The organism is Streptomyces sp. NPDC049687, from assembly GCF_044465285.1.
Lineage (GTDB): Bacteria > Actinomycetota > Actinomycetes > Streptomycetales > Streptomycetaceae > Streptomyces.
The window spans coordinates 921,016-934,521 of the sequence record NZ_JBITLN010000002.1; the positions used below are offsets into that span (position 1 = coordinate 921,016).

13 protein-coding genes are annotated in these 13,506 nt (G+C 72.2%); 5 read left to right on the forward strand and 8 right to left on the reverse strand.

Annotated elements, in window-relative coordinates:
• Positions 1 to 72: 72 nt before the first annotated feature.
• From ACIBVL_RS09270 to ACIBVL_RS09290, 5 genes are read right to left on the reverse strand one after another with little or no spacing between them, the layout of a single operon-like run.
• A complete protein-coding gene (locus ACIBVL_RS09270) occupies positions 73 to 957 on the reverse strand; it encodes a glycosyltransferase family 2 protein (protein ID WP_399094355.1) in 885 nt (294 codons plus the stop codon).
• Positions 954 to 1,733, reverse strand: coding sequence for a CDP-alcohol phosphatidyltransferase family protein (locus ACIBVL_RS09275; RefSeq protein ID WP_399094358.1), 780 nt, complete (start codon positions 1,731 to 1,733; stop codon positions 954 to 956). Before ACIBVL_RS09275 ends, ACIBVL_RS09270 begins: the two co-directional genes overlap by 4 nt.
• The gene (locus ACIBVL_RS09280) at positions 1,711 to 2,772 is read right to left on the reverse strand and encodes an iron-containing alcohol dehydrogenase family protein (protein WP_399094361.1); all 1,062 of its coding nucleotides are present in this window, start codon (positions 2,770 to 2,772) and stop codon (positions 1,711 to 1,713) included. Before ACIBVL_RS09280 ends, ACIBVL_RS09275 begins: the two co-directional genes overlap by 23 nt.
• On the reverse strand, positions 2,760 to 3,512 hold the full coding sequence (locus tag ACIBVL_RS09285; RefSeq protein WP_399094364.1) for a sugar phosphate nucleotidyltransferase: 753 nt from the start codon (positions 3,510 to 3,512) through the stop codon (positions 2,760 to 2,762). Before ACIBVL_RS09285 ends, ACIBVL_RS09280 begins: the two co-directional genes overlap by 13 nt.
• Positions 3,509 to 5,338 carry a DUF5941 domain-containing protein gene (locus ACIBVL_RS09290; RefSeq protein WP_399094367.1) on the reverse strand — a complete coding sequence of 610 codons (1,830 nt, stop codon included), beginning with the start codon at positions 5,336 to 5,338 and terminating at the stop codon, positions 3,509 to 3,511. Before ACIBVL_RS09290 ends, ACIBVL_RS09285 begins: the two co-directional genes overlap by 4 nt.
• A gap of 299 nt (positions 5,339 to 5,637) precedes the next feature.
• Here ACIBVL_RS09290 and galE point away from each other — a divergent pair, with 299 nt between their 5' ends.
• Both galE and idi read left to right on the forward strand, forming a co-directional pair.
• Entirely contained in the window at positions 5,638 to 6,612 is a 975-nt protein-coding gene (gene galE, locus ACIBVL_RS09295) for a UDP-glucose 4-epimerase GalE (RefSeq protein WP_399094370.1), read from the forward strand.
• A 365-nt stretch (positions 6,613 to 6,977) separates the two neighbouring features.
• Positions 6,978 to 7,571: an isopentenyl-diphosphate Delta-isomerase gene (gene idi / locus ACIBVL_RS09300; protein ID WP_399094373.1), complete on the forward strand. Its 594-nt coding sequence runs from the start codon at positions 6,978 to 6,980 to the stop codon at positions 7,569 to 7,571.
• A 3-nt stretch (positions 7,572 to 7,574) separates the two neighbouring features.
• Here the strand turns inward: idi and ACIBVL_RS09305 are convergent, their stop codons facing one another.
• A complete protein-coding gene (locus ACIBVL_RS09305; protein ID WP_399094875.1) occupies positions 7,575 to 8,093 on the reverse strand; it encodes an ATP-binding protein in 519 nt (172 codons plus the stop codon).
• 212 nt (positions 8,094 to 8,305) lie between these two features.
• On the opposite strand from ACIBVL_RS09305, the gene ACIBVL_RS09310 reads away from it, so the two are divergent.
• Entirely contained in the window at positions 8,306 to 9,055 is a 750-nt protein-coding gene (locus ACIBVL_RS09310; RefSeq protein ID WP_399094376.1) for an enoyl-CoA hydratase/isomerase family protein, read from the forward strand.
• On the opposite strand, the gene ACIBVL_RS09315 is transcribed toward ACIBVL_RS09310, so the two are convergent.
• Positions 9,042 to 9,677, reverse strand: coding sequence for a DJ-1/PfpI family protein (locus tag ACIBVL_RS09315; RefSeq protein WP_399094379.1), 636 nt, complete (start codon positions 9,675 to 9,677; stop codon positions 9,042 to 9,044). The genes ACIBVL_RS09310 and ACIBVL_RS09315 overlap by 14 nt on opposite strands.
• Positions 9,678 to 9,697: 20 nt before the next feature.
• Positions 9,698 to 10,660, reverse strand: a complete 963-nt coding sequence (locus ACIBVL_RS09320) for a GlxA family transcriptional regulator (RefSeq protein WP_399094382.1) — start codon at positions 10,658 to 10,660, stop codon at positions 9,698 to 9,700.
• Between the two features lie 179 nt (positions 10,661 to 10,839).
• Here ACIBVL_RS09320 and ACIBVL_RS09325 point away from each other — a divergent pair, with 179 nt between their 5' ends.
• Both ACIBVL_RS09325 and ACIBVL_RS09330 read left to right on the forward strand, forming a co-directional pair.
• Positions 10,840 to 10,971: an LPFR motif small protein gene (locus ACIBVL_RS09325; protein WP_252100478.1), complete on the forward strand. Its 132-nt coding sequence runs from the start codon at positions 10,840 to 10,842 to the stop codon at positions 10,969 to 10,971.
• A 93-nt stretch (positions 10,972 to 11,064) separates the two neighbouring features.
• On the forward strand, positions 11,065 to 13,467 hold the full coding sequence (locus ACIBVL_RS09330) for a Tex family protein (protein ID WP_399094387.1): 2,403 nt from the start codon (positions 11,065 to 11,067) through the stop codon (positions 13,465 to 13,467).
• Positions 13,468 to 13,506: the final 39 nt, after the last annotated feature.

Sequence of the window (13,506 nt, forward strand, 5' to 3'; positions counted from 1 at the left end):
CGCAGCCTTGAGGGGGCTGGCATGAGCCGGGGGGCTCTCGGCAAGACCCGGGAGCCCTCTGGGACGAGCTTGTCAGATGACCGGGGGACGGCCCAGTCGGGTCAGCCGCCACACCGTACGCCACTTCATGGGCCTGCGGGGCCCGCACGGTGTGGTCCAGCCTTCCCGGAAGCCGCCGATCCAGGCCTTCAGCGCGGACCGCGAGGGGCGGCGCGCCAGCGTCAGCAGCAACCAGACCCCGAGGTAGACGGGGACCAGGACGGCGGGCAGGTTGCGGCGGGCCAGCCAGACCCGGTTGCGGGCGACCATCCGGTGGTAGACCGCGTGCCGGGAGGGCGCGGTCGTGGGGTGGTACAGCACCATGTCGGACCGGTAGTCGATCATCCAGCCCGCGTCGAGGGCCCGCCATGCCAGGTCGGTCTCCTCGTGGGCGTAGAAGAACTCGTCCGGCAGTCCGCCCACCTCTGCGAAGACCTTCGTACGGACGGCGTTGGCGCCGCCGAGGAAGGTGGTGACCCGGGAGGAGCGCATCGGGTCGGAGGCCCGCAGCCGGGGGACGTGCCGGCGCTGGGTGACGCCGGTGTCCGGGTCGGCGATGCGGAAGCTGACGATGCCCAGCCTCGGGTCGGCCTCGAAGGCCCGGCGGCACAGCTCGGCGGTGTCGTGGTGGGCCAGCAGGCCGTCGTCGTCGAGGAACAGCAGGATGTCGACGTCGCGGCCGCTGGGGCCGAAGGCCTCGATGCCGACGTTGCGGCCGCCGGGGATGCCGAGGTTCTCGGGCAGCTCGACCGTCCTGACGCCCTCGGGGACGTCCGGGACGGGCGAGCCGTTGCCGACCACGACGACCTCGACGGGGTCGCCGTCCTGCTTGGCGACCGAGTCGATCAGGGCCCTGAGCTCGTCGGGGCGGTTGCCCATGGTGATGACGACCGCGCCGACCTTGGCGGGGGCGCTCACTTCAGCCTGCTCGACGCGAGGATGGACACCAGGTGCAGCAGGGTCTGCAGGAGCGCGATGCCGGCGAGTACGGCGACGCCGAGCCGCGAGAAGAAGAGGTCGCCGCGCACCTGGTCGGCGATCGCGAGGACCAGGATCAGCAGGGACGCCTCGATGCCGAGGATCAGCCGGTGGAACTTCAGCGCCGAGGCGGCCCGCCGGGCGAGCGCCATGCCGGAGGAGCGCGGCTCGGACGCCGCCTCCTTGACCGGCGGCAGCCCGCCCTGGTGACGGGCGACTCCGACGAGGTCGGTCTCGGCCTTGATCAGGATCGCGCCGAGCGCGGCGAGCGTGCCGAGGAACGCCCACAGCCAGTCGATACGGCCGCTGCCCCACGGGTCGGCGGCCCGCAGCCCGAACCCGACGAGCACGGCGGCGTCGGTGAGATACGCGCCGACCCGGTCGAGGTAGACACCGCCGAGCGAGTACTGCTTCTTCCAGCGGGCGATCTCGCCGTCGACGCAGTCCAGCAGCAGGTACATCTGGACGCAGACCACACCGAGCACGGCGCCCGGGATCCCCGGCACCAGGAGTGCCGGGGCCGCGAGGACACCGAAGACTGTCATCAGGTACGTGAGCTGGTTGGGCGTGACCCTGGTGTTGACCAGGTAGCGGTCGACCCGCAGGGACACCTCACGCATGTAGAGGCGTCCCATCCAGTGCTCACCGCTGCGCCGGTCCTTCACCCCCGGGGGGTGGACGACCGGTCTGAGTTCAGCTACCGATGGCCTTGACATAGTCGGCGTAGATGTCCTTGATCTGTTCGGTCTTGAGGTCGAGGTGTTCGAGGATGGTGTAGCGGCCGGGCCGGGTCTCGGGGGCGAACTCCACGGCGCGGACGAACTCGTCGACCGTGAAGCCGATCTCCTCCGGCAGCACCGGCAGCCCGTGTCTGCGCAGTACCTCGGCCATGTAGGCCGACTCCTCGTGGGCACCGCGCAGGTACATCGCGAAGGCGGCACCGAGGCCGCACTGCTCGCCGTGGGCGGCGGCGCGCTTGGGGAAGAGCAGGTCGAAGGCGTGGTTGATCTCGTGGCAGGAGCCCGAGGCGGGGCGCGAGTCACCGGAGATGGACATCGCGATGCCCGTGAGGACCAGCGCCTCGGCGAGCACCTGCAGGAAGGCGTTGTCCCCGATGCCGCCGGGGTGCCGGAGCACCGCCTCGCCGGCCTGGCGGGCCATGGCCGCGGCGAGGCCGTCGATCTTCTCGCCCTTGACGCGGTTGGCCAGTTCCCAGTCCGCGATCGAGTTGATGTTGGAGATCGCGTCGCCGATGCCCGCGCGCACGAAGCGCGCCGGCGCCTCCCGGATCACGTCCAGGTCGATGACGGCCGCGATCGGGTTCGGCACGCCGTAGGAGCCGCGGCCCGCGTCGTTGTCGAGGGTCGCGACCGGCGAGCACAGGCCGTCGTGCGCCAGGTTCGTCGGTACGGCGACCAGGGGCAGGCCCACCCGGGCCGCGGCGAACTTGGCGCAGTCGATGATCTTGCCGCCGCCGAGGCCCACAACCGCGTCGTAGTGGCCGGCCTTTATGTCACCGGCCAGCCGGACCGCGTCGTCGAGAGTGCCGCCGCCGACCTCGTACCAGGTGGCACCGGGCAGCGTCGGGGCGATCCGCTCGCGCAGCCGGGCGCCGGAGCCGCCGCTGACGGCGACGGCGAGACGGCCCGAGGTCGAGATGCGCTCGTCGGCGAGTACACCCGCCAGATCGTCGAGGGCACCCGGGCGGATGTCCACGACCAGCGGCGAGGGGATGAGCCGGGTCAGTACTGGCACGCGATCTCCCGTCCGCGGGCGAGGTCGTCGTGGTTGTCGATCTCCACCCACTCGACGTCGCCGATCGGCGCGACGTCGATCCGGAAGCCGCGGTTGACCAGCTCCTGGTAGCCGTGCTCGTAGAACTGCTGCGGGTCGGTCTCCCAGACGGTCTTCAGCGCGTCGGCCAGGTCGGCGGCGGCGTCGCCCTCGATGAGGGTGACGCCGATGTACTCGCCGGTGGCCTCGGCGGGGTCCATCAGCTTGGTGATCTTCTGGACGCCCTTGTCGGGGTCGACGACGACCTTCATCTCCTCGTCCGCGAGGGACTTCACGGTGTCGAGGGCGAGGATGATCCTCTTGCCCTCGCCGCGGGCGGCGAGCAGCGTCTTCTCCACGGAGACCGGGTGCACGGTGTCGCCGTTGGCGAGGATCACGCCGTCCTTGAGGGCGTCACGGCCGCACCACAGGGAGTAAGCGTTGTTCCACTCCTCGGCCTTGTCGTTGTCGATGAGGGTGAGCCTGAGTCCGTACTTCGCCTCCAGGGCCTCCTTGCGCGCGTACACGGCCTCCTTGCGGTAGCCGACGATGACCGCGACCTCGGTCAGGCCGATCTCGGCGAAGTTGCCGAGCGTCAGGTCCAGGACCGTGGGTTCGCCCTCTATACCCGCGGGCCCCACCGGCACCAGCGCCTTGGGCAGGCTGTCGGTGTAGGGGCGCAGACGCCGTCCGGCGCCGGCCGCCAGCACGAGGCCGATCATGCGGGTTCTCCTTCATCGTGTACGGCGGGCGCCCCTGAGGACACCCAGAAGCGGATGCTCTCGACGAGCCCCACCAGGGCGACGGCCACGGCGAGCACCGTGAGCGCGACCGTGAACTGCGTGCCGGTGAGCAGGGCGGCCAGCACCGCGACGAGCAGCGTCCGCCCCTCCTGCCCCCCGATGGCGCGCACCAGCCAGGCCGGCGGCGCTCCGGCGTTGCCGCGGATGCGGTACACCGTGTCGTAGTGATGGTAGGCGACGGCGGCCACCAGCCCGAAAGCCGCAGGAAGGGCCCCGTTCACCTCGGTTTTCGCCGCGAGGATCAGGACGGTGAGGTATTCGCCGGCGCGGAAGAACGGGGGGACGAGCCAGTCGAGGGCGCCCTTGAGGGGCTTCACGAGGGCTTCGGAGGACAGCAGGACGTAGACCGCGGCGCACAGGACGACCGACCAGCCCGGTCCCTCGAACCAGGCCGCGAGGACCAGGAGGACGCTGCCCGCGAGGGCCCAGGGGAGGGCCGGGACACGGGACTTGGCCGGCAGGACGCGGGCGAGGAGCTCGGCGAGCGGGCCGTTGTCCGCGAGGTCCGCCAGCGCCCGCGCCGCCCGGTCGGTGCGCTGTGCCCTGCGCGTCACCGAGCGCAGCACCCGGCCCGCGGTGGTGTACGTCGCCGCGAAGGCGCAGCCGATGAGCAGCGCGTAGAAGGTGATTCTGGGAGTCGTGGCGGCCGTCAGGACGGCGATCATGGCCCATCGTTCGCCGATGGGCAGGACTATCATCCGCCGCACCCAGACCGTCCAGCCGACGCTGTCCAGCCTGCCGGAGAGGGCGGCGGTGGGGCTGGTGTTGGCGGTGGCGTCGTGGTTGGCCTCGTTGAAGGAGAAGTCGACGACGTGCCGGCAGGTCTGCAGGACCATCGCGCCGAGGGCGAGGGCCCACACGTCGTCGCCGCCCCGGGCCGCCCCGAGGGCGAGGCCGGCGTAGTAGGCGTACTCCTTGGCCCGGTCGAAGGTGGCGTCCAGCCAGGCGCCGAGCGTGGAGTACTGCAGGGAGTAGCGGGCGAGCTGGCCGTCGGTGCAGTCCAGCACGAAGGACGCGATGAGCAGGACACCCGCCGCGATGAAGCCGCCCCGGGTGCCGGTGGCCGCGCAGCCCGCCGCGACGAGCGCGGTGAGGAGGGAGGCGGTGGTGACCTGGTTCGGGGTGAGGCCGCGGCGGGCGCACCAGCGGGCGATGTAGCGCGAGTACGGGCTGATGAAGAACGTGGTGAAGAAGCCGTCGCGGGCCTTCACGGCCGACTTCAGGCGTACGGCCTCGTCGTCGACGGCGGCGAGTGCCTGCCGTGCCTCGTTGCGGGCCTGCGGGTCGGCGGGGACCTCGGCGACCAGGCTGCCCAGCTCGGGGCGGTGGACGTCCTCGCCGTCGTCGTCGAGGGCGGTGACGATGCGGTCGGCGAGGCTGTCGACGTCCTCCACGCTGGACTTCGCTCGCGCGGGGGCACCCCCATGGGCGGGGCCGCCGCTCGCGGAGTTCTCGCGGGCCAGCGCGCGGGTGAGGGCCTGGCGGCCGGCGGGCTGCGCGGTCAGCGCGCCGGGGATCGCGGCGAGCGGGAAGCGCGGGTCGGTGAGGCCGAGGCGCAGGGCGTGCCGGTGTCCCACGAAGCGGGCGTCGACGACGGCGACCCGCTCCTGGCCCGGCACCGCGGCGAGCAGCGCCTCGGTGTCGGCGGCGTCGGCGGCGAGCCGGACGTCGAAGCCGAGGGAGCGCAGGTCGCCCTCGATCGACGATCCGGGGACCGGCTGACCGGTGAGGATGGCGGTCGGCAACCGAACTCACTCCCTGGGTCCCGACGCGTCCGCGCCGGTCGTGTACACAGTGGGGCGCCCTTGGCCTGCCCCGGTCGGGGCCGGGCGGGCGGCATGTCGGCAGAGGCTATCGGATGCCGGGAAGGCCGTGTTCACCGGCCGTTCAGCTCCGGTCAACGCGGTTCGGCGGCACGGTTTGAACCGGCCTCTGCCGAGATCATCATCGGTGATCGGCGGCCCACCCCACAAACCGCGCACCTCCGGAAACGGCATCGGGGACATTGCGGGCGTCGTCGGAGGTCGGCATAGGCTGGGCGGCCATGACGTGGCTGATCACCGGCGGAGCCGGATACATTGGGGCACATGTGGCGCGGGCCATGACCGGGGCCGGGGAGCGCGTCGTCGTGCTGGACGACCTCTCGGCCGGGTTCCCGTCCCGGCTGCCGGCGGACGTCCCGCTCGTCCGCGGCTCGTCGCTGGACGCCGTCCTGCTCAAGCAGGTCCTGGCCGAGCAGGCGGTGACGGGCGTGGTGCACCTGGCCGCCCACAAGCAGGTCGCCGAGTCGGTGGCGCAGCCCACCCGCTACTACCGGGAGAACGTCGGCGGTCTGGCCACACTCCTGGAGGCGGTGGGCGAGGCCGGTGTGCGGCGTTTCGTGTTCTCCTCGTCCGCGGCCGTCTACGGCAACCCGGACGTGGACCTCATCACGGAGGACACCCCGTGCGCCCCGGTGAACCCGTACGGCGAGACCAAGCTGGCCGGGGAGTGGCTGGTGCGGGCGGCCGGGCAGGCGCACGGCATCGCGACGACCTGCCTGCGCTACTTCAACGTGGCCGGGGCGGCGTCGCCCGAACTGGCCGACACCGGGGTCTTCAACATCGTCCCGATGGTCTTCGACCGGCTGACCCGCGACGAGGCACCGCGGATCTTCGGCGACGACTATCCGACTCCGGACGGCACCTGCGTCCGTGACTACATCCATGTCGCCGACCTGGCCGAGGCGCATCTGGCGGCGGCCCGGCGGCTGTCGGCGCCGGAGGTGTCCGGGGACCTGACGGTCAACATCGGGCGCGGCGAGGGCGTCTCGGTGCGGGAACTGGTCACGCTGATCGGCGAGGTGACCGGCGACACCCGCTCCCCGGTGGTCGAGGCGCGACGCCCCGGGGACGCGCCGCGCGCGGTCGCCTCGGCCGAGCTGGCCGAGCGGGAGCTGGGGTGGACGGCCCGGCGCGGGGTGCCCGAGATGGTGGAGTCGGCCTGGCGGGGCTGGCGGCTCCACCACCGCCGGGCATAGGGCAAGGGTGTTCACCGCCCTGTTGCGGGATACCCCGCCCCGAAGGACGTCGACATGGCGGAGGTGCGGGCCCGCATGCTCGTCCTGGACGGGTGGAGAACGTGCGCAATCCGCACGCCTGGACGATCACGCCGGGAGCCGAGCGGCCACGCGCAGCACGAGGCACGGCTCTCCACCGAGCCGGTTCGCACCCCCGTGATGATGCGCACACGCGTTCAGGACGGTTCCCGTTCCGGGACGCCGGGCAAGATCACCCGCGGGGCCGGTCGCCGCGCGAGGGACCTGCGCGGCGTTCACGCGACGCGCCGGGAGGGCCGGGCGCGTACGGCAGACTGGGGACGCGAGGACCGATGCTAAGGATGGGTATGCCGATCACACCTGCCACCGCGACGCACAGCTCGTCGAACGGCACAGCGGACGCGATCTTGCTGGAACTGGTCGACGAGAACGGCGTGACGATCGGCACCGAGGAGAAGCTCGCCGCCCACCGGCCGCCGGGGCGGCTGCACCGCGCGTTCTCCGTGTTCCTCTTCGACGAACGCGGTCGGCTGCTGCTCCAGCAGCGGGCCCTCGGCAAGTACCACTCCCCCGGTGTGTGGTCCAACACCTGCTGCGGTCACCCCTACCCCGGCGAGGCGCCGTTCGCGGCGGCCGCGCGGCGCACCTTCGAGGAGCTGGGGGTGTCCCCGTCGCTGCTCGCCGAGGCCGGCACGGTCCGCTACAACCACCCGGACCCGGCGTCGGGTCTGGTCGAGCAGGAGTACAACCACCTGTTCGTCGGGCTGGTGCAGTCGCCGCTGCGGCCGGACCCCGAGGAGGTCGGCGAGACGGCCTTCGTGACGCCCGCCGACCTGGCCGAGCGGCACGCGAAGGACACCTTCTCCTCCTGGTTCATGACCGTGCTGGACGCGGCCCGGCCCGCCGTGCGGGAACTGACGGGGCCGTCGGCCGGGTGGTGACCCTCAGCCCGTCCGGACGGGCTTGAGCGGCAGGGCGGCCCAGATCACCTTGCCGCCGCCGGCGGTGTGCTCGACGTCGCAGACCCCTCCCGCCTCACGGGTGATCTCCCGTACGAGGAGCAGTCCCCGGCCGTTGGTCTCGTCGTGGTCGGCCACCAGGGCGGTCGGGCGGTAGGGGTGGTTGTCCTCCACGGCCACCCGCAGCCACTCGGCCCCGACCGCCACCTCCACCGCGAGTGTCGGTGACAGCAGCGCCGCGTGCCGGACGGCGTTGGTCACCAGCTCGGAGACGATCAGCAGGAGCCCCTGGACCAGGTCGTCCGAGACGGGCACGCCCTGGCGGTGCAGCAGGTCCCGCACCGCGTGTCGCGCCTGCGGGACCGAGGCGTCCACGGCGGGTGCGGTGAACCGCCAGACGCCTTCGTAGGGCAGCGGTGGCGGCCCCGGGTCCTCCACGGACTCGAGAGGTGCGTCCGTGCCGCCCTCTGGGCGTGGGTCGGGCCCGCGCCCGTGGTTGTCCATCGTCCGGTCGCCACCCTCGCGCTCGATTGTCACCACACGTCGAGTGTTGGTAACGAGACGCTCCCCTCCGGATGACTGAACAGAAGTCAGCGATTATCGAGCGTTTCCGACCTCTTCCGTACGACCTGGCCTTGTGGGGGAAGGTTCCTGTCGCCTCGATGCCGGGTTCGCGCGTTGTTCGGGTTGTCCTGCCCGGGGTTAGCATCCGGGCCATGGAGCCCGAACTGCTGCACGGCGTCACCGACGGGGTCGCCACCGTCGTCCTGCACCACCCGGCGAAGCGCAACGCCATGACGGCCGCGATGTGGGCCGGGCTGCCCCCGCTGCTGGACACGCTGGCCGCCGATCCCGAGGTGGGGGCGCTGGTGCTGACGGGTGCGGGCGGCACCTTCTGCGCAGGCGCCGAGATCTCCACGCTGCGGGGCTCCACCCAAGAGGCGCAGTCTCTCGCGGTGCTGGCCGAGGAGGCCGTCGCGGCGTTCCCGAAACCCACCCTGGCGGCCGTGAAGGGGCACTGCGTGGGCGGGGGCGCGCAGCTGGCGGCGGCCTGCGATCTGCGGTTCGCCGAGAAGGGCGCGCTGTTCGGGGTGACGCCGGCGAAGCTCGGCATCGTCTACCCGGCCTCCGCGACCCGCCGGCTGGTCGCGCTGGTCGGTCCGGCGACCGCCAAGTACCTGCTGTTCTCCGGTGAGTTGATCGACACCGAGCGGGCACTGCGCACGGGTCTGATCGACGAGGTGCTGCCCTCGGACGAACTCGACAAGCGGGTCGCGGAGTTCACGCGGATCCTGGTGTCGCGCTCGCGGCTGACGCAGGCCGCCGCGAAGGAGTTCGCGAACGGCCGCACCGACCGCGACGCCCACTGGGCCGCGCAGGCACGCGGCAGCGGCGACACCGCGGAGGGCGTCACCGCGTTCCTGGAGGGCAGGGAGCCGCGCTTCACCTGGCCTACGTCAGGATGAACCGGCTGCGGGCGCGCAGCGCGTCGACGAGGTGCGCTGGAGCCTTGTGCGGGGCACCGGCGTCGTAGGGCGGCTGCGGGTCGTACTCCGTGCCCAGCTGTACGGCCCGGGCGTGGTCGTCGCCGGCGATGCGGCCGAGCAGGGCGAGCCCCATGTCGATGCCCGAGGAGACGCCGGCCGCGGTGACGTACTTGCCGTCGAAGACGACCCGTTCGCCGGTGGGTTCGGCGCCGAACACCGCGAGCTGCTCCAGGGCCAGCCAGTGCGAGGTGGCACGGCGGCCCTCCAGCAGGCCCGCGGCGGCGAGCAGCAGCGATCCGGAACACACGGACGTCGTCCAGGTGCTGGTGGCGTCAGCGGTGCGCAGCCAGTCCAGGAGAGGCTCGTCGTCCATCAGGGCGCTCTGGCCGGGCCCGCCGGAGACCACCACGACGTCGGGGGCGGGGACTTCGGACAGGGCCCGGTCGGCGGTGACCGCGAGGGAGCCCGTCTCCGTGCGGACCGGTCCTCTCTCCGGGGCCACGAACACGGTCTCCGCGCCCGGCGTGCGGGAGAGGATCTCGTACGGCCCCACGACGTCGAGGGCGGTGAAGCGGTCGTAGACGACGAAGGCGATCTGCATCGGGTTCCTCTCGGGGGACTTCAGCGGACGGGGGCGGGCCGGAACCGGCGGCGGTATTCCGCCGGGGCCGTCCCGAGGGCTTTGACGAAGGCGCGGCGCATGCCCTCGGGGGTTCCGTAGCCGCTGGCGCGGGAGATCTCCTCGACGCCGTCGGCCGTGTCCTCCAGGAGCCGGCGGGCGTGCTCCAGGCGGACCCGGTCGACGTAGCGGCCGGGGGTCGTGCCGGTCTCGGTGTGGAAGGCACGGGCGAAGTGGCGGGGCGAGAGCCGGGCGCGGGCGGCGAGCGCCTCGACGCTCAGATCGGCGGCGGGGTGCTCGGTGATCCACTGCTGGACCTCCCGCAGCGGCTCCCGTCGCGCGGTCTGGACGGCCAGCTGGGCGCTGAACTGGGCCTGGTTCCCCGGCCGGCGCAGGAAGACGACCAGGTGGCGGGCGATGGCCAGCGCCGCGTCCCGCCCGAGGTCCTCCTCGACCAGGGCGAGCGCCAGGTCGATGCCGGAGGTGACGCCGGCCGAGGTGTAGACGTCGCCGTCACGGACGTAGATCGGGTCGGGGTCGACCTCGACGGCCGGATGGTCACGGGCGAGTTTGTCGCAGTACGCCCAGTGGGTCGTCGCCCGGCGGCCCTCCAGCAGGCCCGCCTCGGCGAGCAGGAGCGCCCCGGTGCATACGGAGACTAGGCGCTGCGTGCGCGGGGCGTTGTCGCGCAGCCAGCCGATGAGCGGCGGCGTGTCCGGGCGGCGGGTGCCCCGGCCGCCCGGGACGACGAGGGTGTGCGGGGCGCACGCGCTGGTGAGCGCCTCGTCCGGTACGAGGGTCAGACCGCTGGAGGTGCGCACGGGAGCTCCGTCCAGGGAGGCGGTACGGACGCGGTAGCTGCCCGGCGTGTGCTGCCCGGCGCCCGTGAAGACCTCCAGGGGGCCCGTGACGTCGAGACTCTGGACGCCGTCGAAGAGGACGACGAGGACGGTTCGCTGCGCCATGGGACCGATTCTTCGCGTCGTGCGGCCAGGGCGGCAATGACGAGTTCCCCACCTTTTCTGCCATGGCCCGGGTCGGCATGGCCGGGCCAGGGGGAGGTACTCGGATCTTGCCGGGCCGCGTCGGCCGGGCCAGACCACAGAGGGAAAACAGAGAGAAAGCAGAGAGAAAGGGGAATCTCGTGTTCCGTGCGATCGCAGACGTGCTGCGGCAGATCGGTGGCGCCATCGCCACCGTGGTGACGCTGCCCTTCCGGGCGCTGGCCCGCCTTTTCGGCGGCGCTTCGAGCTCCACCAGGAGCCGCCGGGCCTGATGACCGGCCCGATGACCGCGCCCTGATCCCCGGTTGTCGGTCCCACCTGCCACAATTGCCGCGCAACCTCAGTGGAGAAGGCGGTACGGGATCGTGACGACACCCGGGTCCATCGAAGTAGGGTCCATCGAAGGCAGGATCGCCGAGGAGCTCGGCGTACGGGAGCGGCAGGTGAAGGCCGCCGTGGAGCTGCTCGACGGCGGCTCGACGGTGCCTTTCATCGCCCGCTACCGCAAGGAAGCGACCGAGATGCTCGACGACGCGCAACTGCGCACGATCGAGGAGCGGCTGCGCTATCTGCGGGAGCTGGAGGAGCGGCGGACGGCGATCCTGGAGTCGGTGCGCGAGCAGGGCAAGCTCACCGAGGCCCTGGAGGCGCAGATCCGCGGCGCCGAGACGAAGGCGCGGCTGGAGGACATCTACCTCCCGTACAAGCCCAAGCGGCGCACCAAGGCGCAGATCGCGCGTGAGGCTGGTCTGGAGCCGCTGGCCGAGGGCCTGCTCGGCGACCCGACCGTCGATCCCCTCGCCGCCGCGTCCGCGTTCGTCGACGCCGACAAGGGTGTCGCCGATCCGCAGGCGGCGCTCGACGGCGCGCGGGCGATCCTGACCGAGCGGTTCTCGGAGGACGCCGACCTGATCGGCGAACTGCGTGAGCGGATGTGGAAGCGCGGCCGGCTGGCCGCCAAGGTGCGCGACGGCAAGGAGGAGGCGGGCGCGAAGTTCGCCGACTACTTCGACTTCGCCGAGCCGTTCACCGAACTGCCCTCGCACCGGATCCTGGCGATGCTGCGCGGCGAGAAGGAGGAGGTCCTCGACCTCGTCCTGGAGCCCGAGGAGCCCACGGAGGGGCCGTCGTCGTACGAGGGGATCGTCGCGTCGCGGTTCGGGATCGCCGACCGGGGGCGTCCGGCCGACAAGTGGCTGACGGACACGGTCCGCTGGGCCTGGCGCACCCGCCTCCTCGTCCACCTCGGCCTCGACCTGCGGCTGCGGCTGCGTACCGCCGCCGAGGACGAGGCGGTCGACGTCTTCGCCGCGAACCTGCGCGACCTGCTGCTCGCCGCGCCGGCCGGCACGCGTGCGACGCTGGGCCTGGACCCCGGCTTCCGTACGGGTGTGAAGGTCGCGGTGGTCGACGCGACCGGCAAGGTGGTGGCGACGGACGTCATCTACCCGCACGTCCCGGCCAACAAGTGGGACGAGGCGATCGCCAAGCTCGCGCGGCTCGCCAAAGAGCACGCGGTCGAACTGATCGCGATCGGCAACGGCACGGCGTCCCGCGAGACCGACAAGCTCGCCGGTGAGCTGATCACGAAGCATCCGGAGCTGAAGCTCACCAAGGTGATGGTGTCCGAGGCGGGCGCCTCCGTGTACTCGGCCTCCGCGTTCGCCTCGCAGGAACTGCCCGACATGGACGTGTCCCTGCGCGGCGCGGTGTCCATCGCACGCCGGCTCCAGGACCCGCTGGCCGAGCTCGTGAAGATCGACCCGAAGTCGATCGGCGTCGGTCAGTACCAGCACGACCTGTCCGAGGTGAAGCTGTCGCGTTCGCTGGACGCGGTGGTGGAGGACTGTGTGAACGGCGTGGGCGTGGACGTGAACACGGCCTCGGCGCCGCTGCTCTCCCGGGTCTCCGGCATCACCTCCGGACTCGCGGAGAACATCGTGGCGCACCGGGACGCCAACGGGCCGTTCACCTCCCGTACGGAGCTCAAGAAGGTGCCGCGGCTCGGACCCAAGGCATACGAGCAGTGCGCGGGCTTCCTGCGCATCCGTGGCGGCACGGACCCGCTGGACGCCTCCAGCGTGCACCCGGAGGCGTACCCGGTGGTGCGGCGCATGGTGAAGACCTCCGGCCAGGAGGTGGCCTCCCTCATCGGCAACACGGGCGTCCTGCGCTCGCTGCGGCCCACCGAGTTCGTGGACGAGACGTTCGGTCTGCCGACCGTCACCGACATCCTCAAGGAACTGGAGAAGCCCGGGCGCGACCCGCGTCCCGCCTTCAGGACGGCCACCTTCAAGGAGGGCATCGAGAAGATCTCCGACCTGGCGCCCGGGATGGTTCTGGAAGGCGTCGTGACCAACGTGGCGGCCTTCGGGGCGTTCATCGACGTCGGCGTCCACCAGGACGGCCTGGCGCATGTCTCCGCGCTGTCGAAGACGTTCGTCAAGGACCCTCGGGACGTGGTCAAGCCCGGTGACATCGTCAAGGTGAAGGTCCTCGACGTCGACATCCCGCGCAAGCGGATCTCGCTGACGCTCCGGCTGGACGACGAGGCGGCCCCCAAGGGCGGCCCCTCGGGCGAGGGCCGGCCGCAGCGGGGCGGCGGGCGTCCGCCGCAGCAGCGGCAGCAGGGCGACCGGCGCGGCGGGAACGGCGGCCAGCGCGGGGGCGGTGCCGGCGCACGGCAGGCGTCGGCACCGGCCAACAGCGCGATGGCCGACGCGCTGCGCCGGGCGGGCCTGCTCGACCCGAAGAAGGGCCGCGGCTGAGCGACGCGGGCCGGGCACCGTCGGCCCGGCCCGCTCCTA